Below are 18503 nucleotides of genomic sequence, written 5' to 3'. Positions count from 1 at the left end.
GGGCTCAGCCGGGTTTAGTCAGGGCTCAGCCGGGCGGAAGCACCAAGAATGAATTATAGTCGAACTAACCCTAATGTCAATACTCAAAATGAGGAAAGTTTTTCAACCAGTGTTCATGTATATGATTAACGTCTCTTATAGAATCTAAAGTATCGCGCGACACACTTCTTGTGCGGGGGTGGCTCCCGATGAGCCGCCCCGTGCATCCTCAACCACCCCGTGATGACCGGCGGGCCCGTCATGACCGGCGGGCACAGGCGAAAACAGACGAATACAGGCAGGCACAGCCGGCTGTCGGGGTATTCACTCATACGATTGCGCGCTACGAATTGCGCACAATGAACTACGCACGACGGATTGCACACCGCGCGACACCATAAACCCCATCGTGGAGGTCCCCCATGAGTGTCAACACCGAGTTACTCAAGAATAGAGATTTTCGAAATACCCTTTTCGCCATTGGAGCCAACCAGCTCTCAGACTCGATGAGCTATATCACCACGCCCATCATTATTTTGGCGCTGACCGGCTCCCCCGAGGCCGCGAGCATCACCCTCTTTGTCGCGGGTGTTCTCGCTACCTGCGCCGGGGCGATATCCGGAACATGGGTTGATAGAATCGGCCCCTCGAAGTGCCTGGCACTGTCCTGTATCGGCCAGGCGCTGTCCTGGGTGGCGATTCTTCTCTACCTCGTTTTCAATGTCACCAATATTTACGTTTTGGTGATTACGATTTCTCTCGCCGCCATCATTTCCACCTTCGACTACCCGAGCGAGCAGTCCATCATCACCCGCGTAGTCCCCAAGGAACACCTGGGATACGCCTCCGGCATGGGTGAGACGCGCGAGTCCACCGCCAACCTGCTGGGCGGCCCGGTCGCCGGCATCATTATCGGTTTCTCGACTGTGCTCATGACCGCAGTTCATGCGGTCGTCAACCTGCTGGCGTTCATCGTCGCACCCAAGAGCTACGGCGCTAGTCGGCAGCCCGCGGAAGAGGAGGAAGGCGAGAAAACCAGCTTCTGGCAGGACTCAAAAGCCGGTTTTGAGTACATCCTGAAGAACAAGGTGCTGGTGTCCATCGCGTTCGTTTCAACGCTTGCGAACTTTGGAACGGTCGGTATTCCGCTCACCTTCATCTACTACTACACCCTGGAGGGCGCACACCCGCTCTTCATTGGCATCTTTGCGAGCGCCTTCGGCGTGGGCGTGCTGCTCGGTTCGTTCCTGGTCGGCCCGCTGACCGAGAAGTTTGCGCTCGGCCCGCTCGGTATCACCTCCCTGGCCATCATGTCGGCGTGCTACCTGTTGCTGCCGGTGGTTCATTCGATGCTGTGGGCGGTGTGCCTGCTGATTGTGCTGGCGGGTATTGTACTCCCTTCCTTCAATTCGAGCATCATTGCGTACATTAACGCATCCACCCCGGAACACATGATCGGTCGAGTGCACTCGGTGCAGGGCATCCCGAACATGGCGCTGACCCCGCTGGCTGTTCTGCTGGCAGGCTTCCTCATTGTTGATTGGGGTATTACGTACACGGCGCTGTTCTACGCGGTGTTCATTTTCCTGTCGCTGGTGGTGATGGTGTTCCAGAAGCCGCTGCGTCAGCTGCCCCATATCTCACAGGTAACGAACGCACAGTAGTTCCGTGGTAGCGCCGTCTATCAACTCCACTCAACGCCCCCGAAAGCGAATAATTCAACGTGCACTTGCATGAAAATTATTTTCTTTTCGGGGGTGTTCTACATCCTTTCAATGATTTTTACACGCGGTGTAACGTTTCAATAATTCCCCTTATCAATGCGTATTTTAGGGGTTTTGAGTGTTGCCGGTATTACGCCGAACCTTACGCTGGGCATTGAAGGTTTTACGGCATAATAAGAGGGTGTTCGTTCTTACTTTCATCCAACGTTCCGCACAGCACTCACTCACTGCACTGTCGGACGAACTCGCCAAGCTCAACCCGCGTGTTGCCTTCGCCCAAACCTACCCTGACGAGATTCAGGGCGCCTTCGACCGGGCCAGCGATGCACTGCACGCGGCGCTGATGGCCGCCCGCGATAACGGCTTCTGGGTGGGCATCGGAATCGGCGAGCTCAACATCCCCCGCTTCGCCGGGGCGCTCGGCGCCGTCAGCACCACCGACTGCACCGGTGACGCCCTCGAATTCTCGCGCCTGGCCATCGAGGAGGCGCAGGGAGGCGCCCCCGTCCGCTGCATCAGCATCAGCGCGGACAACCACCACCTCGCCGAGCTGGCCACCGGTTCCGCACGCCTGCTCTACCGCGTCTGCGCCGACCGCACCGACGCCGAGTGGCGCGTCGTGAACCTGCTCGTACCCGGTGTGCGCGGCCAGCAGAAGGCCGCCGCAACCGCCCTGGGAATCACCACCCAGGCGGTCAGCCGCACCCTCGTCCGTTCCCTCTGGCACGAAGAGCAGGCCGCCCGCGGCGCGCTCATCGAGCTGATGACCCGCATCGAGCGCACGCACCGCCGCGCCGCCTAAGCCTCGGTAAGCCCCGGGATGCCGGCCCGCCCGAACACGCGGTGCCGGCGCCCCGAGCATCCCGCGTATCCCGCCCCGCCGTGATGGTTCACGGCCGGGCCGGTTTTGTATTTTCGGGTTGTTTTCGGACTATTCTTCGGGCCCGGCGGACCGCCCCAACGGGTCAAACCAGAGAAAAGGTAAACTTATCTTTATGCCTCTTTCAGAACTTTCCGTCAGCACCCAGAACTACCTCAAGGAAATCTGGGGCCTCGAAGAATGGACCAAAACCCCTGCCACCGCATCCGCCCTGGCAGAGCGCATGGGCCTGCGCATTTCTTCGGTATCTGACGGCCTCAAGCGCCTGGCCGCCGCCGACCTGATCGAGCATCAACCCTACGGCGCTATTAAGCTCACTGAAACCGGCCGCTCCTACGCGCTGGCGATGATTCGCCGCCACCGCCTCATTGAGACGTTCCTCGTGGAGAGCCTCGGCTACACATGGGACCGTGTGCACGACGAGGCGGAAGTTCTGGAGCACGCAGTATCCGACTTCATGGTGGACCGCATCGATACCCTGCTGGGGCACCCGACCCGCGACCCGCACGGCGACCCGATTCCGGACGCGTCGGGGCATATTAGTTTTCCGCAGACCGTGCCGCTGAGCCAGTGCAAACCCGGCGAAACAGTCGTGCTTGAACGCATTAATGATGACGACCCGCACCTGCTGCGTTACCTGCAGGGCCACGGTTTTGTACCCGGCGTGCGCCTGCACATTGAGGAAGGTGCGCCCTTCTCGGAGGCGGTGAACGTGAGCGTGGTCGGTGCCGGTTCCGGTAACCTGCACGAGACGGATGCGGCCGGTGCGGTAAAGCCCGGCGGTACCATTATTCCGTTGGGTGCGGAGGCGACCGCCTTCCTGTTCGTCTCTCGCACGGTGCGCTAGATACAGGGCGGTAGAGGCGGACTTCTAGCCCGGAAATCCGGGCGGGTACGCGCCCCTAACCTTCAGAAGATAGCAATAGGCGGAAAGCCCCACAGTGGGACTTTCCGCCTATTGCTGTATGTGGTGAGTGTATTTCAGTGAGCTTTCTTAGGAAGCTGACGGCTCAGTTACCGGGGTTTCAGCTTCCGCCGCAGTCACGCTCAGTCGACGGGCGCGCATCCGACCCAGCACACCGTAACGCGGGGCAAACACATACGCCAGGGCGAACAGCAGACCCTGCGTGACGACCACGGCACCACCGGGGGATATATCCGCATGGTAGCTGACGTACAGGCCAGTCAGCGTACCCGCCAGGGACACACCTACGCTCACCAACAGCATAGGCACGAACCGGTCCGTAATGAGGCGCGCGGTAGAGCCGGGGATGACGAGCATCGCCACGACCAACACCACACCCACAATCTGCAGCGCCACCACGGAGGTCAGCGCCAGCATCACGAGCAACAGCGCGCCGAGCAGACGCGGACGCAACCCCACCGCCTGTGCGAAGCCCGGGTCGAAGGCGTACAGCACGAAGTCGCGGCGCTTGACCAGTAGCACAGCGGCAACAATCACCGCGAGGATGGCAACCTGCCAGACATCCAACCAGGACACACCCAGCACGTTACCGAAAAGAATATGGTTCAGGTCGGTATTCGACGGCGTGACCGAAATCAGCACCAGACCGAACGCGAAGAGGGTCGTGAACACGATGCCAATCGCGGCGTCTTCGCGCACGCGACCGCTACGCCGCACCCCGCCGATAAGAGTTACCGCCACGAGGGCGGCAACCACCGCACCCACCGCGAAGGGCGCACCAAAAATATAGGCGAGCACCACACCGGGTAGCACCGCGTGCGAAATGGCATCCCCCATAAGTGACCAGCCGAGCAGCACGAGCCAGCAGGAGAGCAGAGCGCAGACGGCGGCGGCAAGCACGGTGACCACGAATGCGCGGAGCATGAAGGGCAGGGTCAGCGGCTCCACCAGAAAATCTAGAATGTTCATTCTTATTCTTTCTCCTCCAGGGCAGCGCCCTCAGTCGTAGCAACAATCGGCGCGCCAGCATCTACCTCCATACCGAAGGCACGTACCAGGTTCTCGGGGGCAAGCACTTTTTCGGGAATATCGTGCATGAGGATACGCCGACGCAACAACAGTGCTTCATCAGCGAACTGGCGCAGGGTCGCCAGGTCGTGCGTCGAGACCAGCACGGTCGCGCCCTCATCACGCAGCTGTTTGATGACCTGAATGAGCATCGCCTCGCTGCGCTTATCCACACCGGCGAAAGGCTCATCCAGCAGTAGCAACTGGGCGCCCTGGGCGATAGCGCGTGCCACGAAGGCGCGCTTACGTTGACCGCCCGAGAGCGCCCCAATCTGACGGTCGGCAAGGTCGGTCAGTTCCACGCGGGCGAGTGCCTCATCCACAGCGGCACGGTCTGCGGCACGCAGGTGGCGGGTGATGCCGAGGTTACGGTAGCGCCCCATGTTGACCACCTCACGTACGGAGATGGGGAAGGTCCAGTCGATTTCTTCGCTCTGCGGCACGTAGCTGACGAGTCCGGCGCGGTGGCGGTGTGCGTTCTTACTGCGGCTGCCGGTGCGGTTGCCGCCGACAGGCTGCCCGTCCAGGGTGATGCTGCCGGCGTGCATGGGCACGACCCCCATGATGGCTTTGAAGAGGGTTGATTTGCCGGAGCCGTTCATACCAATCAGGCCGCAGATACGTCCGGTGCCCAGGGTGAAGGAGGCGCCGGTGAGGGCACGGACGGGCCCGTAGTTCACGTGTACGTTATTGCAAGTGAGAAGTGACATTCGGTGGTTCTTTCGAGGTTTCTTCTTTCGAGGTTTCTTCTTTCGAAGTTTCTTGGGGGTGCGGTGAAGCTGATGAGCCCGGCCGGTTACTTTTTCTGCTCGCCTTTCAGGCCCGCCACGATGGTGCGGGCGTCGTAGCGAATCATGTCTAGGTAGGTGGGCACGGGGCCGTTCGCCTCGGAGAGGGAGTCCACGTAGAGCACACCGCCGAATCGTGCGCCGGTGGCGTCGGCGACTTGCCGCATGGGGTTAGCAGAGACGGTGGATTCGCAGAACACGGCGGGCACCTGGTTCTGGCGCACGTAATCAATCGCGGAGGAAATCTGTGAGGGGGTCGCCTGCTGTTCGGAGTTGACCGCCCAAATGTACTTTTCCTTCAGGCCCGCGTCAGCCGCCAGGTAGGAGAAGGCGCCTTCGCAGGTGACGAGTGCGCGCTGGTTTTCGGGCAGGGTGGAGATTTCCTTGACGAGCTCGTCACGCACGCCCTGCAGCTGCTTCTTGTAGGCTTCGCCGCGGTTTTTGTAGTCGGCGGCGTGGGTGGGGTCGAGGGTGCTAAATTCGCGAATCATCACGTCCACGTACTTTTGCACGTTGCTGGGGCTCATCCAGGCGTGGGGGTTGGGCTTGCCCGCGTAGGCATCCTCGGTAATGGAGATGGGCGTGACTCCCTCGGAGACGGTCACGTGCTTAGCGTTGGAGTCCTTGACGAACTTGGTGAACCAGGATTCGAGGTTGAGGCCGTTGTCGAGTACCAGGTCGGCGGCGTGCGCTTTCTTCAGGTCGGAGGGGGTGGGCTCGTACTCGTGGATTTCGGCGCCGGGTTTGGTGAGGGATTCAACGTTCAGGTCGTCACCGGCGACGTTGCGGGCGATGTCGGCGAGCACGGTGAAGGTGGTGAGCACGGTCTTCTTGCCGTTGTTGCTCTTAGCGCCGTCGGTGGTGCTGGCGGTGCTACCGCAACCGGTGAGTACGAGTAGCAGGGTGAGTGCGAGGGCGGCGCAGAGCGCCTGGATGAGGCGGCGTGCGTTGCTGCCTGCGGGGGTGAGAGCGTTCATGAGGCATCCTTCGTTGGAAGTCACGGGTTTGAGTATGTGGTTGATGCGTTGGGATTTGCCGCGCCGGGACGATAGGGACACGGTGTGTCTGCGCAGGCATCATGATGCGCTTTTGCCTGTCGTCCCGGGCGGAATTTAACAATAGTTCGGCTAGACGAACTTTTCAACTAAGCCACACGGAAACTTTGGGGGAGGACTGCGCCCCGAGACGCAAAACCGCGGGAGGCGGAGGAACGCATCCCCCGCCTCCCGCGGTAAATATCCCGGGTTGAGCACCCGTCAAAGCTATGGCTCGGCCTAGTCGGCAATCTCCACGACCACCGGCGTGTGGTCGCTCGCGCCCTCACCGGCGCGTTCCACCTTATCGATCCAGGCACGTTCCACGCGTGCGGCGAGCGCGGGCGAGAACAGCTGGAAGTCAATGCGCATACCCTCATCCTTGGTGAAGCGGCCCGCCTGGTAGTCCCAGTAGGTGTACTCGCCCGGGGTGTGCGGACGCACCACATCCACCATGCCCTCTTCGAGTAGGGCGGCGAAGGCTCGGCGCTCGGGCTCGGAGACGTGGGTCAGCTCGTTATCACGGAAGTAGTCGATGTCCCACACGTCGGCGTCCTCGGGAGCGACGTTCCAGTCGCCAACCAGGGCGAGCTGCGACTGCGGGTTAGCTGCCAGCTCGTTGTGCACGTTCTGGCGCAGCGCCTCCATCCAGCGAAGCTTGTAATCCATGTGCGGGTCGGTCAGGCCGCGGCCGTTGGGCACGTACAGGCTCCAGACGCGCACGCCGCCGCAGGTCGCGCCAATCGCGCGCGCCTCCAGCACCTCGGGTTCGCCAGGCTTGCCGAAGTGCGGCTGGTTGTCGAAGCCGCGCTGCACGTCCTCAAGGCCCACGCGGGAGGCGATCGCCACGCCGTTCCACTGGCTCAACCCGAAATGCGCCACCTCGTAACCCATGAACTCGAAGAGGTCGAAGGGGAAGGTCTCGTCCTTGGTCTTGGTCTCCTGCAGGGCGAGCACGTCGACCTCGTGTTCGTCGAGCCAGTCTTCGACGCGGTTTTCGCGGGCGCGGATTGAGTTGATGTTCCAGGTGGCAATCTTCATGCCTTCTAGCTTAGCGGGTGCGGGGAGCTCACCTCACGGGCGGGCGTATCGGAGGCATGCCGGTACACCGCCGCCCGCCGGCGCAACCCGGTGGGTCGCACCGGCGGGCGGTGAATATATACACTAGTCAGCACTGATTTTAGCCAACGTCAGCCCTAGTTACCGGCGGGCGTTCCGACGACTTTCAGGCCGGCCTTCTCGTAAGCCCGAAGCATGTAGAGCGCATCCGAGAAGTACAGCGGATCGCCGGGCTTTACCTTATCCGTCACGCCGTCGCCGTCACGATCGGCCGCCGGGTACTCGCCCAGGGTGCGGGTGAGCCAGCGGCTCTCGGTGGCGAAACGGCTCTTCCGTGCGGCCGCGTCTTCCTTGCGCTGCGCATCGCGCTCAACCAGCTTCGGGCGGCGAATGGTCGCAGCCCCCTCGGGGCTACCCGCCGCACGGTACAGGAACGCGGAGAGGGTGTAGCGGCTGGCGCGGTCGTCGGGGTGGAAGAGGCCGTCGTCCCAGCCAGCGGTGATGCCCGCATCCGCGGCCCAGATGATGGCGGCGTAGTCCGGGTCGCTGGCGGGCACGTCAGCGTAGGGAGAGACGGCCGGAAGGTCCTTCACAGCGGGCGAGCCGGCCATGCGGTAGAGCAGGCGCACCAGCTCGGCGCGGGTGACGGTCGCATCGTGGCGACGACGCACAACGTACTCATCCTCGTCGAGGTAGCCGCGGCAGACGGCCCACACGCCGGGCGTGGGGGACGCATCGCCCACGAGGCGTTCAACGCAGGTGTTGTACTCGGTGTCAGCGTTGTTTCGAGGCGGCTGGACGGCGGCCACCGCGGTCTGGGGGTGGGGCACCACTGCGGATGCGCCCACCGGCAAGGCACCCAGGGCGAAGGCGACGGTTAGGGTGAGCACGCGACGCAGGGGTCGTGCGGGTGCAAGGGAGCGTGAGAAAGCCGAAAGCATGGTGCGGTCCTCGTACATTGTGGTTGGAAACCGGCCGGAAGGAACCGGTTGGGTCGGCGCGACACCGAAGGAAGGCACCGGGCCACCCGCGGCGCGCGAGCGGTTCCGGGCAGGCGACAGCATTAAACCTTCCCTTTTAATAAAGTTAAAGTACATCTCGAAAATTTATTCAAGATGAAATTGAATTCTTAGTGAGTGGTCGCCCCGACGCGCAACCTCTTGGCGCGCGGCTCCCCCGCCCGGGCCCTAGCCGCGCATGACGTTATACGCCTCCACGCGAAGCTGCGCGGGCGTAGATGTGGTGTGGCGCAGCTCCTCAACCTCAATCACCACGTTCGCGCCGATTGCGCCGGTAATGTACACGCGGCGGCCGAGCATATTACCCTCGCCGATGCGGTCGTCCTTGGCGGTGCCTTCGGTGATGCGCAGGTCGTAAATCTTGTTTTCGATGTAGTAGCCGTACAGCGAGGCGGCCTGCTCGGGCGGGTTGTACGAGACGGGGGCGACCATGCGGGTGCCGCGGGCGTTGCGGCTGATGTACCAGTTGGCCGCCTCGTCGGCGCGGGCGGCACCGCTGACGGTTCCGGCCCAGCTGGACGCCTCACCCGCGCAGCCGATGAAAACGTTATTAGCCCACTCGACGAGCCAGCCGTGGCCCGCGTTGGAGCGGGCGGTGCAGCCAATGAACATGTTGCGTTCGCCCTGCACGATCCAGCCCGCCCCGGTGTTGCGGGTGCCGGGTTCGTAGAGGGCGCTCTTGCCGAGGGTGCGGTGGTTGCTATTGCTGGAGCAGTTCTCGAACTTGGACTGGGCCGCGTACACCTCGATACCGGCGTAGGAGCCGCCGCTGAGGTTGGCTTCGGCCACGTCTACGCCGCGTAGCTTGTTGTCGGCCGCGCCGGAGTTCTGGCCTTCGGTACCGCGGCGGCGGTGGCCGACGGGCTTGCCGAGCAGCAGGCCCTGGTTGAGGGTGCGGCGCACGGTCACGTCGTCGATTTTCATGCCCTGGTCGTCCAGGCCGAGCACGGCAACGCCAATGGCGGTATCCCAGACCTCCACGCCGGCGATGACGGGCACGACGTCCGGCTCGTTGAGCTGGTCACCCGTAAAGTGCGTGTGCATAATGACCCCGGCGACGTGGTCGAGCGGGGCGGTGTGCGCATCCAGCGGGTAGCTGGCGATGGGCGTGTTAGCCGCGTTGGTGCGGATGTGCAGGTTGCGCACGCCCATGCGCATGGGCTTGTTCGCGTTGTAGGCACCGTAGACGGGGGTCGTGTAGCTGCCCACGTGGAACACACCGGTGTACTCGATGTACCCGTCGCTGGTGGTGGGAATGGCTCGGTCGGAGTGGGCGATGACGACGGTCGCGGGGCCCTGCCCGATAACCTCGACACGGTGCTTGATTTCGATGAAGGGGTAGGAAACGCGGTAGATGCCGCGGGGTAGCTCAACGGATCCGCCGCCGTGCGAGGCGACGTCATCGACGGCTCGCTGAATGGCCGCGGTGGAATCCTTGGCACCGGTGGGATCTGCGCCGTAGTTGACGGCGTTAATGCTCATGGGAGTATCAGGCACGTGAGGCTCAATTCTTTCCGGGAAGGGTGTGCCGCGGCCGGTATACGGGCCGCGGTGGGGCGGTTGAATTGAGTGAATAGGGTGCGCGGGCGGTGCGCTGTGCTGAGTGAGTTGAGCGGTGCGGGCCCTTTCGCGCGGGGCGAGAGTGGCTCCTGCTCAAGGGTACCGCATTGTGCCGGCGGAGGCGATGACCGGTACTGTGATGCGCGCTCCCCTGCCGTCTCCCCCGCAAAGTGTGGCGGGCCGCGCATGAGACGGGGCGTTTAAACGCCGCGAGGGCGAGGATTTCTCCTCGCCCCCGCGGCGACTGGTGTCGGTTCCGGGCCGCTGCATCAGCCCGGAACTATTGGTCCGGAAACACCAGAGCGAGCCCGTGCCCCCTCGGGGCGGTCTCGCACGTCGAGGCCATCACTAGCCCATGAACACGCCGTTGCCGCGCTTCTCCAGCTGCTTGGGTGCGAAGGTCGAGTGACGGATGTGGTCCACCTCGATGAGCACGTTATCGCCCATCGCGCCGGTCACGTGCACGCGACGGCCCATCATATTGTTCTCGCCCAGGCGGTCATCCTTAGCGGAACCGTTCGTGATGTGCATATCGCGAATGTTGTTCTCAATGTAGAAGCCGTACAGCGAAGCCTTCGCCCAGCTGTAGGGGTTGTGCGCGCGGGGTGCCACGAAGCGGCTACCGCGGGCGTTACGGCCAATGTACCAGTTGGCCGCCTCATCACCTCGAGCAGCACCGGTCACGGCATCCTGGAAGCTGGAGGACTCGCCCAGGCAGCCGATGAACTGGTTGTTACCCCACTCCACGAGCCAGCCGTGGCCGGCGTTCTCCTGGGCGGTGCAGCCAATGAACATGTTGCGGGTGCCCTGGATGAACCAGCCGGCGCCCACGTGGCGGGTCTTCACCTCGTACAGGGCGTTCTTACCCTGGTTGCGCTTGTTGAACCAGCTGGTCGACAGCTCGAACTTCGACTGGGAGGTGTAAATCTCGATGCCGGCGAAGGTACCGTAGCTCATGTTGGCGTCGGAGACATCAATCATGGAGAACTTGTTATCTGCCGCGCCGGGGGTGTCGCCCTCGCGAGCGCGCAGCGGGTGACCCACGGGCTTGCCGACCAGCAGGCCCTGGCGCAGGGTCTGGCGGATGCGGATCTTGTCAATCTTCATGCCCTGGTCGTCCAGGCCCAGGATGGCCACGCCGATGGCGGTGTCCCAAATCTCGATGTTGGACAGGGTGGGCACTGCGTCCGGCTCGCCGGGGTTGGCATCCGCAATGCGGGTGTGGAAGATGACGCCTGCAACGTTGTCGACGGGCTGGGTGTGCTTCTCCAGGAAGATCTGGTTGCTCTTAGAATTCAGCGGCAGGTTGTACTTGTTGGTGCGGATAAACAGGTCGCGCACGCCCATACGCATGGGCTTGTTCTGGTTGGTGCCACCGCTCATGGGGGTGGTGTAACTACCGGTGTGGAACACGCCGGTACATTCGTAGCTACCGTTCTTGGTGGAGGGGATGCTCTTGTCGGTGAAAGCGACGATGCGGGTTGCCTGACCATGGCCGAAGATTTCGACGCGGTGCTTGATTTCGATGAAGGGGTAGGAGACTCGGTAGATACCGCCGGGGATCTCGACGGAACCGCCGCCCTGTGCGGCGACGTCATCAACGGCCTTCTGGATAGCGCTGGTGGAGTCTCGTACACCTGTGGGGTCAGCGTTGTACTTGGAATCGCATACGTTCACGCTCATGATGGTAGCCATGATAATGTGTCCTCGTTTCTGGGGTGGATGCACTACAGCGACGAGCACGCAGGATAGCCGGAGCTATAGCTGCGCGTGGTGAAGCTGAGTTATCCAGTTGTGTCTGAGTGAATGTTTGGGAGCGTCTACCGGTACGAGGGAGTGAATCTCTTCCGGTCATCGCGCGGTCGGGGAGTGAATCCGCCGTGGCGAGTGCTCCGGGCCGGTTGAGGGAGTGAATCTCTACCGCGCCCATGTGACGTAGCGTCAGTAAATACTCGCAGGTGGAACCCGGTTTCGCTGAAGCTACAGTGAAATATTCTAAAGCACCATTTGGCTAATGCGAACCCCCAACGCCGGATAGTGTTCAGGGTCTCCGAGGGGAATTTTGGGCCGAATACCCCGCAAACCCCACAGAAAATCAACTGACCAGCACAAACACCACATATTGCACATAAATGCACTATTCGGTTATTTTTAAAAAATTTCGTCATGTTCCCTCCTCGTGAACGCCCCGCACGCTATCCGAGAGGGTAGCGGACGACCGCGTGCAGGGGACGCCGGCTACTTCTTCGAAGCCTCCAGCGCGGCCGCCGCGCCCACCACATCCAGGCGCGCGTAACGCCCCGCAAGCCAGGTGCAAATCATCAGCTGAACCTGATGGAAAATCATGATCGGCAGCATCATCAGGCCCAGCGACCCGGCACCGAAAATAATGATGGCCATGGGCAGACCGGCCGCCAGCGACTTCTTCGAACCGCAGAACTGAATCGTGATGCGGTCGGCACGGTTGAACCCCAGGCGCTTAGCCAGCTGGTCGGTCAGCCACAGCATGAAAATCACGATGAGCGCCATCAGCACGATGAGCACCACGATCTGCCACCAGGCCACGCGCGTCCACACGCCCTGCACCACCGAGGCGGAAAACGCCGAATACACGATCATCATGACCGAGAACTTATCCAGCCACTTGGTCGTCGGCTTCTTGGCGAACTCCCCCACCCAGCGGCGCGTGAGCTGGCCGAGCACGAACGGCAGGAACAGCTGAATGGCGATGTCGAGAAACACGGTGCCCGAGAACTCAATATGGTCCGTGTGCATCAGCAGCATGGCCAGCAGCGGCGTGGCCACCACACCCACAATCGAAGAGAGGGAGGCGCTCACAATCGCCGCCGCCACGTTACCGCCCGCAATCGAGGTGAACGCAATCGACGCCTGCACGGTCGAGGGCACAAAGGTCAAGAACAGAATACCCATGTACAGCCCATCACCGAGCACAAAACGCAGTGGCGAGAGGGCCAGGCCAAGCAGCGGGAACAGCACGAACGTGCAGCTCAAAATCATCAGGTGCAGACGCCAGTGGGTCAGGCCGCGAATGGCCTCCGCGGTGGAGAGGCGAGCGCCGTACAGGTAGAACAGCAGGGCGACCGCGAACTTCGTTCCGGTGCTGAACCAGTCGGCGAAGTCGCCGCGCGCCGGCACGATAATGGCCAGAATAACGGCGGTGATGAGCATGGTCAGCAGCGGGTCAAGCTTGATGGAGCGAAGTGATGAGAGCATAGCCCCTATTCTATGACCTGCGGTTAAAGAGCTGAACCCGCCGGGGGCACCTCTCACGATGAGGTGCCCCCGGCGGGTTCTTGAGCCTTTAGCGCCCGCGGGCGCATTCACGGCTTAGCGGGCTACTTGTTGCCGGGGTCGAAGCCGTAACCGCCCTCGCCGGAGGGGCCGGCGTCGGGTCGGTTGGAGCCGGGCTGCTCAGAGGCCGACCCGAACGGGCCGGGCTGAGAAGCGGGCTGGGAGCCGGACTGATCCGGGGTTCCGGACTGCTGGCCAGGCTGCTGGCCGGGCTGACCGAAGCCGGAGGCCGCCTGCTGGCCGAAGCCGGACGCACCCGCGGCGGGTGCACCGCCGGCGGCCGCGTACGCATCCCAACGCTGAGCGTGGAACGCGCGAGCCTGCTCGGTCTGCCAACCGCTGAACAGGGCCGCGTTCTCGGGGTATGCGAGGTCCCCCTCGGGCTTCTGGGCCACGTCCACGGTCTCGAGGTTGTAGGGCTCCCAGGTCTTCTGGTTTTCCTGCATGAACTCGGTGGACTGAATCGGGTCGGGCCACATGCCAACGGGCTCCGAAGCGGGAACCAGCACGGGCACGCGCGGGGTGCCGTTGTCCGTGGGGTTCTCGGTCGGGCGCCAGAAGAGGCGGCCCGGCTGGGTGCGGTCACGCAGGGCGTGGGCACGCCAGGTGATCACGGGGTGGCTCATCAGCAGGTTCACGTACCAGACGGCCAGGCCGCGGTCGGTGACGGCGCGGTCGGCCAGCTCGTCGAAGTTGACCTGCTTGTTCAGGTACTTACCGGCGGCCAACACCTTGATAGCGCCCTTGGCGCCCTCGGGGCAGAAGCGGTAACCGAAGTTATCGGCGGTGTACTCCTGAGCGCGAGACAGCGCGCTAGACAGTATGGGGATGCGGCTGAAAAGCGTGGTGAAAATCAGACGGAAGTAGCTGACGTGACCGGCCGCGATGTGGCCCACCTCGTGACCGATGATGAAGCGCAGGGCCTGCGGGTCACGGGACTTACCGCCGATTTCGAACAGATCGGAGTAGACGCAGATAAAGCGGCGGAAGCCGTGACCCGATGCGAAGGCGTTGATGGTGCCGTTACCGCTGATGACGTACGCGTCGGGTACGCGGCGCAGGCCGGCGGCCTCGGCTGCCTCGGCGAGCATCTGGTACGCCTCGGGGAACTGGGTCGGGGTGATGCGCACACCGTTCACACGCTGCTGGGCGTAGAAGAGGGCACGACCGATGAAGAGCACGAGAGGGCCCAGAACCAGCATGGACACGGCCTGCATGACGATGTCCTGCACGCTGCTTGCCACGCGGCTGCTTGTGCCGCCGGTGTAGTCGCCCGAACCGGACGAGAAGAGCCACTGGCCCATGCGGCCAAACAGCGTAATGATCGACATGAACAGCACGACGTAGCCGGCCGCGGTGACCGCGTAGGCGGCGACCAGCCACGGGATTTCGGCGGGGTGACGCAGCGCGTGCAGCACCTTCGTCGGCAGTATGGACTGGTAGGCAAAGAACCTGGGTTCCGGAAGGGGGCTCACCGGCTTCTGACGCTTATCTTCGGGCAGCCAACCCGCGGAGAGGTCCTGCGGAAGAGGCGTGCCCTGCGGGGCGGGGCGCCCCTGGGGGCCGGGCTGGGCGTTGAACTGCCCGCCGGGCTGGTGGTTTTCAGGAGGTTGAGTCATATCTCGTCCACTTCGTATCGAGTGTTGTCTGACTCCACTCTATCGGGTTTGGGCACGTACTAGTGAATGTGAATACGCTTTTTCTCATAGAATGCCCACCACCTCTCGCCTTTCCCGCAATAGCCCACCAAGAGATGCAATGCTTGGTTTTTCTCCCTATGGATGCATGCAGAGGGGCCGATTCCGCACACGTGGCGCGGCCCGGCCCCTCCAAAAAGCTGACAGAAGAATAGCGTCTACTTATTAGAGACATCACTCCCTAATACACTAAAAATCCATCAACTTCATACTCAAATAAACATCACAAATATATAAATCTCAATCCAAGATTGAAATAGGTTGAATGGGTCACTACTCCATTCAGACCTAATGCAAGCCGATATTAAACAGCTGCCGAAAGATAAGTGACAGTACCCCAGGGGGAAGTCACAATAACGCGGTACTGCACCGGAATGACCTTTGCCGACTGATGCGCGGGGTCACCGTAGGTGTGCTTACGCAGGTAGGTCATGTACGACACAACGTCTGCACCAGCATTGGGGTGGGTAATGTTAGCCATCACCTGAATGTCCCAGGACCAGCCGTCGCGGCCTTCAGCAGTCGTGTAGTGCTTACCGTATGCGTAAGTCCACAGGGGGCTATTTTCCTTGGGAGGACGGGGACCATCCGGGAAGTGCAGGTAGTTGTACTTACCGTGAGCGATGTAGGTAGAGCGGCTGCCCTTGTAGTTGTCGTTGAGGCGAACAACCGGGGGGTTTGCGCCCTTGCCCTTGTAGCCTTCGGCGTAGTACATGTTGTTCTTGCGGTTTGCCTCGGCCTCACCGAATGCGAAACGGTCCGCACCGGTGGGGGTCGGTGCATAGGAGACGTCACCTGCAACGTTCTCAACACGAACGTTGATGATAACGCCGCCACCAACGCCACCAACGCCGTCCTTGGAGGTGTAGTCGGGGGTGTCCTTGCCGTTCGGGGGGTAAATCGGCGGGAAGTCGCTCACACCCTCGTAACGACCCCAGGGGTAAGCAAGCTTACGTTCGGGGGTGGTGTTGTCGATGAAGTAGGTCTGCGGCTGGGGGCTGCAGTTTGAGGTGGGCATTACTGCCCATTCGTACTCTTCGTTGACGGTACCCTTGTAGCGGCGACGTTCAGCACGCTCGCCCCAGGGCACGGATACGATGGTGCCGTATTCGCAAGGGTTCTTGGATGCTGCGTAGGCGGGCACCACTGCGGTTGCTGCCACAACAGGAGCTGCCCACGCTACACCCTTAACCAGGGAACGACGACCCATCAGCTTTCCACTCTGTTCGGAGTGGCCCTTAGTCGAGTGAATATCCATTACCAAATCTCTCTTATTGGAATGAGTTTTACACATTGATCCACTTTATTTCTGTATATAAAATACAAAAATAAAAGTTATCGCAGTATGTGTTTAAACGTGTACTTCAGAGTGTGCCCTCGGAATTCTTGTGCGGCTATAAATCCGCTTCAGTTCTTTTCGATGAACACTCGTTATATGAAAGCATAAAAATTTATATTCATTGCTTCACAGCATGCAATAACTTGGATTGACAAAAATTTTTCTATCAGCATTAACCTAGAATCATCAACCTTTTTTCATCTTCAACCTCAACTGCCATCGATGTTGGAATATTGCCAATCGATACATTCATACCCCCCCCCCTGCACAACTTTCCCAAGCAAGCAATAAATTTACACTTTATGCAGCATCTAAACCCACACTTTTAACTAACTTTCATTCTTGTTTTCTAAGTGACAGATGATATACATGCAATACATACCACATTGCCGTAATATTGCTTTGTAAAGTAAGTTGAATCATATACATTCATGCTAATGGATGCCCACAAAACAAGTCCGCCGTGGCACCCATACGGAATGGGTGCCACGGCGGATAACTTTACGCTGAGCCGCCTACACGGCGGGGTGCGTGGGGCTTAGAGGCTCTTGACGAGCTCCTCGGTTGCCTCGGCGATGGCCTTCTCCTCGTTGGTGGGGATGACCAGAACCTTGATGGCGGAATCCTCGGTGGAAATCACGCGAGGCTCGGGGGAACGCTTAGCGTTCTCTTCCTCGTTGTACTTGATGCCCAGAGGGCCGAGGCGGTCCAGGACCAGCTTGCGGAAGTCGCCGGAGTTCTCACCGATACCTGCGGTGAAAATCAGAGCCTGCGCGCCGCCAACAACCAGGTTGTAGCCGCCGATGTACTTCATCAGGCGGTAGGAGGTCATGTCCAGTGCGAGCTGTGCGCGCTCATCGCCGGACTGTGCAGCCTCAACGACCTTACGCATGTCGTTGGAGCCAGCCAGTGCGAGCAGGCCGGACTCCTTGTTCAGGATGGTGTCCAGGCGTGCGCCGTCAATGCCCTCACGAACCAGGATGGTGGTCAGTGCGGAGGGGTCGATGTCGCCGGAGCGGGTACCCATGATCAGGCCGGCCAGCGGGGTGTAGCCCATGGAGGTGTCGACGGACTTGCCGTCCTTCACAGCGGTCACGGACGCGCCGTTACCGAGGTGTGCCACGATGCCGTTGAACTTGTCGCGGGCGATGCCGAGCATGTCGGCTGCAACGTGGGAGACGTACTCGTGGCTGGTGCCGTGGAAGCCGTAGCGGCGGATGCTGTACTTGTCAGCCAGGTCGTAGGGGATTGCGTAGCGCCATGCTTCTTCGGGCATGGTGGAGTGGAACGCGGTGTCGAAGATGGCAACCTGCGGCAGGGAGGGCCACTTGTGCATTGCGGCGCGCATACCCTGAGCGTGTGCGGGGTTGTGCAGCGGTGCCAGCGGGGAGAGGTCGTCGATCTGCTGGACAACTTCCTCGGTGAGCAGGGCGGGGTGGGTAAACTTCTCCGCACCCTGCACCACGCGGTGACCGACTGCCTGCAGCTCGCGGCCTGCCAGGACGGGCTCAAGCTTCTCGGACATGATGTCGAATGCGACCTCGTGGTTGGGCACGTCGGTACCGATGTTTTCGACCAGGCCGGAGGTCAGCATCTGCTCTGCTTCGGGGAGGGAGGTGTCACGCACCTGGTACTTCAGGGAGGAAGAACCAGCGTTCACAACGAGAATAAGCATGAAAGTGTCTCTTTCGTAGTTTTCTTTTTCGCTCCATTCTCGCACTTTTCGGGCGTACGTGCGAGACAGCGGGTGCAGTGTCTTACGCCGCACTTCTGCGGGCGCCGCGCGTGCGGGTTTGGTGGGGCTTTTCTTTTCGGTAGCCGTGACCGAACCTCGGGCCGCAGAACCCAACGAATGTTAGAGTGGTAGTAGTGCATCAAAAACCTGAAGGCGGCACTAGTGACCTCAAGTTGCTAGGTTGGATGGATGGGTCCTGAGGGTCTGCAGGTGGTGAAATATACAGAAGCCACCACGCTATCCGACTGGGCTTTTGCACACAAGGCACCCCCACAGGGTGCCTTTTCCCATACCCCCCGCACCGAAGCAACCGGGAACAAAACAACCACACCAACCACAACCGAAAGAAAACCAATGATCAACACCAACCCCACCGCCCCCGCA

General features: G+C 61.2%; 15 protein-coding genes. 4 read left to right on the top strand and 11 right to left on the bottom strand.

The window, feature by feature from the left end; translation table 11 throughout:
* Nucleotides 1–401: 401 nt before the first annotated feature.
* The 3 genes from HMPREF2630_RS00080 (at nt 402) to HMPREF2630_RS00070 (ending at nt 3430) form a co-directional block, all read left to right on the top strand.
* The gene (locus HMPREF2630_RS00080; RefSeq protein ID WP_049346255.1) at nt 402–1643 is read left to right on the top strand and encodes an MFS transporter; all 1242 of its coding nucleotides are present in this window, start codon (nt 402–404) and stop codon (nt 1641–1643) included.
* A gap of 241 nt (nt 1644–1884) precedes the next feature.
* The gene (locus HMPREF2630_RS00075) at nt 1885–2505 is read left to right on the top strand and encodes a recombinase RecJ (protein WP_239662801.1); all 621 of its coding nucleotides are present in this window, start codon (nt 1885–1887) and stop codon (nt 2503–2505) included.
* Between the two features lie 193 nt (nt 2506–2698).
* Nucleotides 2699–3430, top strand: a complete 732-nt coding sequence (locus tag HMPREF2630_RS00070) for a metal-dependent transcriptional regulator (RefSeq protein ID WP_070482770.1) — start codon at nt 2699–2701, stop codon at nt 3428–3430.
* A gap of 147 nt (nt 3431–3577) precedes the next feature.
* Here HMPREF2630_RS00070 and HMPREF2630_RS00065 read toward each other — a convergent pair whose 3' ends face one another.
* The 11 genes from HMPREF2630_RS00065 to HMPREF2630_RS00015 all read right to left on the bottom strand — a co-directional run bounded on the left by HMPREF2630_RS00065 (nt 3578) and on the right by HMPREF2630_RS00015 (nt 18059).
* Nucleotides 3578–4477, bottom strand: coding sequence for a metal ABC transporter permease (locus tag HMPREF2630_RS00065; protein ID WP_070482768.1), 900 nt, complete (start codon nt 4475–4477; stop codon nt 3578–3580).
* A 2-nt stretch (nt 4478–4479) separates the two neighbouring features.
* Nucleotides 4480–5286 carry a metal ABC transporter ATP-binding protein gene (locus tag HMPREF2630_RS00060; RefSeq protein ID WP_070482764.1) on the bottom strand — a complete coding sequence of 269 codons (807 nt, stop codon included), beginning with the start codon at nt 5284–5286 and terminating at the stop codon, nt 4480–4482.
* A gap of 86 nt (nt 5287–5372) precedes the next feature.
* Nucleotides 5373–6341 carry a metal ABC transporter substrate-binding protein gene (locus HMPREF2630_RS00055; RefSeq protein WP_070482761.1) on the bottom strand — a complete coding sequence of 323 codons (969 nt, stop codon included), beginning with the start codon at nt 6339–6341 and terminating at the stop codon, nt 5373–5375.
* Nucleotides 6342–6638: 297 nt separating this feature from the next.
* Complete coding sequence (locus tag HMPREF2630_RS00050; RefSeq protein WP_070482760.1) at nt 6639–7439, bottom strand: exodeoxyribonuclease III; 801 nt, start codon at nt 7437–7439, stop codon at nt 6639–6641.
* A gap of 155 nt (nt 7440–7594) precedes the next feature.
* Nucleotides 7595–8398, bottom strand: coding sequence for an S-layer homology domain-containing protein (locus HMPREF2630_RS00045; protein ID WP_070482757.1), 804 nt, complete (start codon nt 8396–8398; stop codon nt 7595–7597).
* 246 nt (nt 8399–8644) lie between these two features.
* Complete coding sequence (locus HMPREF2630_RS00040) at nt 8645–9973, bottom strand: glycosyl hydrolase family 28-related protein (RefSeq protein ID WP_070482755.1); 1329 nt, start codon at nt 9971–9973, stop codon at nt 8645–8647.
* A gap of 411 nt (nt 9974–10384) precedes the next feature.
* Nucleotides 10385–11731: a glycosyl hydrolase family 28-related protein gene (locus HMPREF2630_RS00035; RefSeq protein WP_070482752.1), complete on the bottom strand. Its 1347-nt coding sequence runs from the start codon at nt 11729–11731 to the stop codon at nt 10385–10387.
* Nucleotides 11732–12274: 543 nt separating this feature from the next.
* Entirely contained in the window at nt 12275–13270 is a 996-nt protein-coding gene (locus HMPREF2630_RS00030; protein ID WP_049333512.1) for a bile acid:sodium symporter family protein, read from the bottom strand.
* 122 nt (nt 13271–13392) lie between these two features.
* Entirely contained in the window at nt 13393–14967 is a 1575-nt protein-coding gene (locus HMPREF2630_RS00025) for a M48 family metallopeptidase (RefSeq protein ID WP_049344261.1), read from the bottom strand.
* Nucleotides 14968–15349: 382 nt separating this feature from the next.
* Nucleotides 15350–16303, bottom strand: a complete 954-nt coding sequence (locus HMPREF2630_RS00020; protein WP_049344260.1) for a hypothetical protein — start codon at nt 16301–16303, stop codon at nt 15350–15352.
* Between the two features lie 619 nt (nt 16304–16922).
* Nucleotides 16923–18059 carry an acetate/propionate family kinase gene (locus HMPREF2630_RS00015; protein ID WP_049344258.1) on the bottom strand — a complete coding sequence of 379 codons (1137 nt, stop codon included), beginning with the start codon at nt 18057–18059 and terminating at the stop codon, nt 16923–16925.
* Nucleotides 18060–18308: 249 nt separating this feature from the next.
* Here HMPREF2630_RS00015 and HMPREF2630_RS09190 point away from each other — a divergent pair.
* Nucleotides 18309–18503: hypothetical protein (locus tag HMPREF2630_RS09190; RefSeq protein WP_210389010.1), on the top strand; the 195-nt coding region annotated here is incomplete at its 3' end.

It is taken from the genome of Rothia sp. HMSC072B03, from assembly GCF_001809565.1.
GTDB classification, from domain to species: Bacteria; Actinomycetota; Actinomycetes; order Actinomycetales; family Micrococcaceae; genus Rothia; species Rothia mucilaginosa_A.
Note: the sequence above shows the minus strand (reverse complement) of the source record. Positions and strands in the feature narration are given on the sequence as shown.

Excerpts from the sequence above, each read along its gene's own strand:
- HMPREF2630_RS00080 (WP_049346255.1), top strand. The coding sequence starts at position 402 with ATGAGTGTCAACACCGAGTTACTCAAGAATAGAGATTTTCGAAATACC.
- HMPREF2630_RS00070 (WP_070482770.1), top strand. The coding sequence starts at position 2,699 with ATGCCTCTTTCAGAACTTTCCGTCAGCACCCAGAACTACCTCAAGGAA.
- HMPREF2630_RS00065 (WP_070482768.1), bottom strand. The coding sequence starts at position 4,477 with ATGAACATTCTAGATTTTCTGGTGGAGCCGCTGACCCTGCCCTTCATG.
- HMPREF2630_RS00060 (WP_070482764.1), bottom strand. The coding sequence starts at position 5,286 with ATGTCACTTCTCACTTGCAATAACGTACACGTGAACTACGGGCCCGTC.
- HMPREF2630_RS00055 (WP_070482761.1), bottom strand. The coding sequence starts at position 6,341 with ATGAACGCTCTCACCCCCGCAGGCAGCAACGCACGCCGCCTCATCCAG.
- HMPREF2630_RS00050 (WP_070482760.1), bottom strand. The coding sequence starts at position 7,439 with ATGAAGATTGCCACCTGGAACATCAACTCAATCCGCGCCCGCGAAAAC.
- HMPREF2630_RS00045 (WP_070482757.1), bottom strand. The coding sequence starts at position 8,398 with ATGCTTTCGGCTTTCTCACGCTCCCTTGCACCCGCACGACCCCTGCGT.
- HMPREF2630_RS00035 (WP_070482752.1), bottom strand. The coding sequence starts at position 11,731 with ATGGCTACCATCATGAGCGTGAACGTATGCGATTCCAAGTACAACGCT.
- HMPREF2630_RS00030 (WP_049333512.1), bottom strand. The coding sequence starts at position 13,270 with ATGCTCTCATCACTTCGCTCCATCAAGCTTGACCCGCTGCTGACCATG.
- HMPREF2630_RS00025 (WP_049344261.1), bottom strand. The coding sequence starts at position 14,967 with ATGACTCAACCTCCTGAAAACCACCAGCCCGGCGGGCAGTTCAACGCC.
- HMPREF2630_RS00020 (WP_049344260.1), bottom strand. The coding sequence starts at position 16,303 with ATGGATATTCACTCGACTAAGGGCCACTCCGAACAGAGTGGAAAGCTG.
- HMPREF2630_RS00015 (WP_049344258.1), bottom strand. The coding sequence starts at position 18,059 with ATGCTTATTCTCGTTGTGAACGCTGGTTCTTCCTCCCTGAAGTACCAG.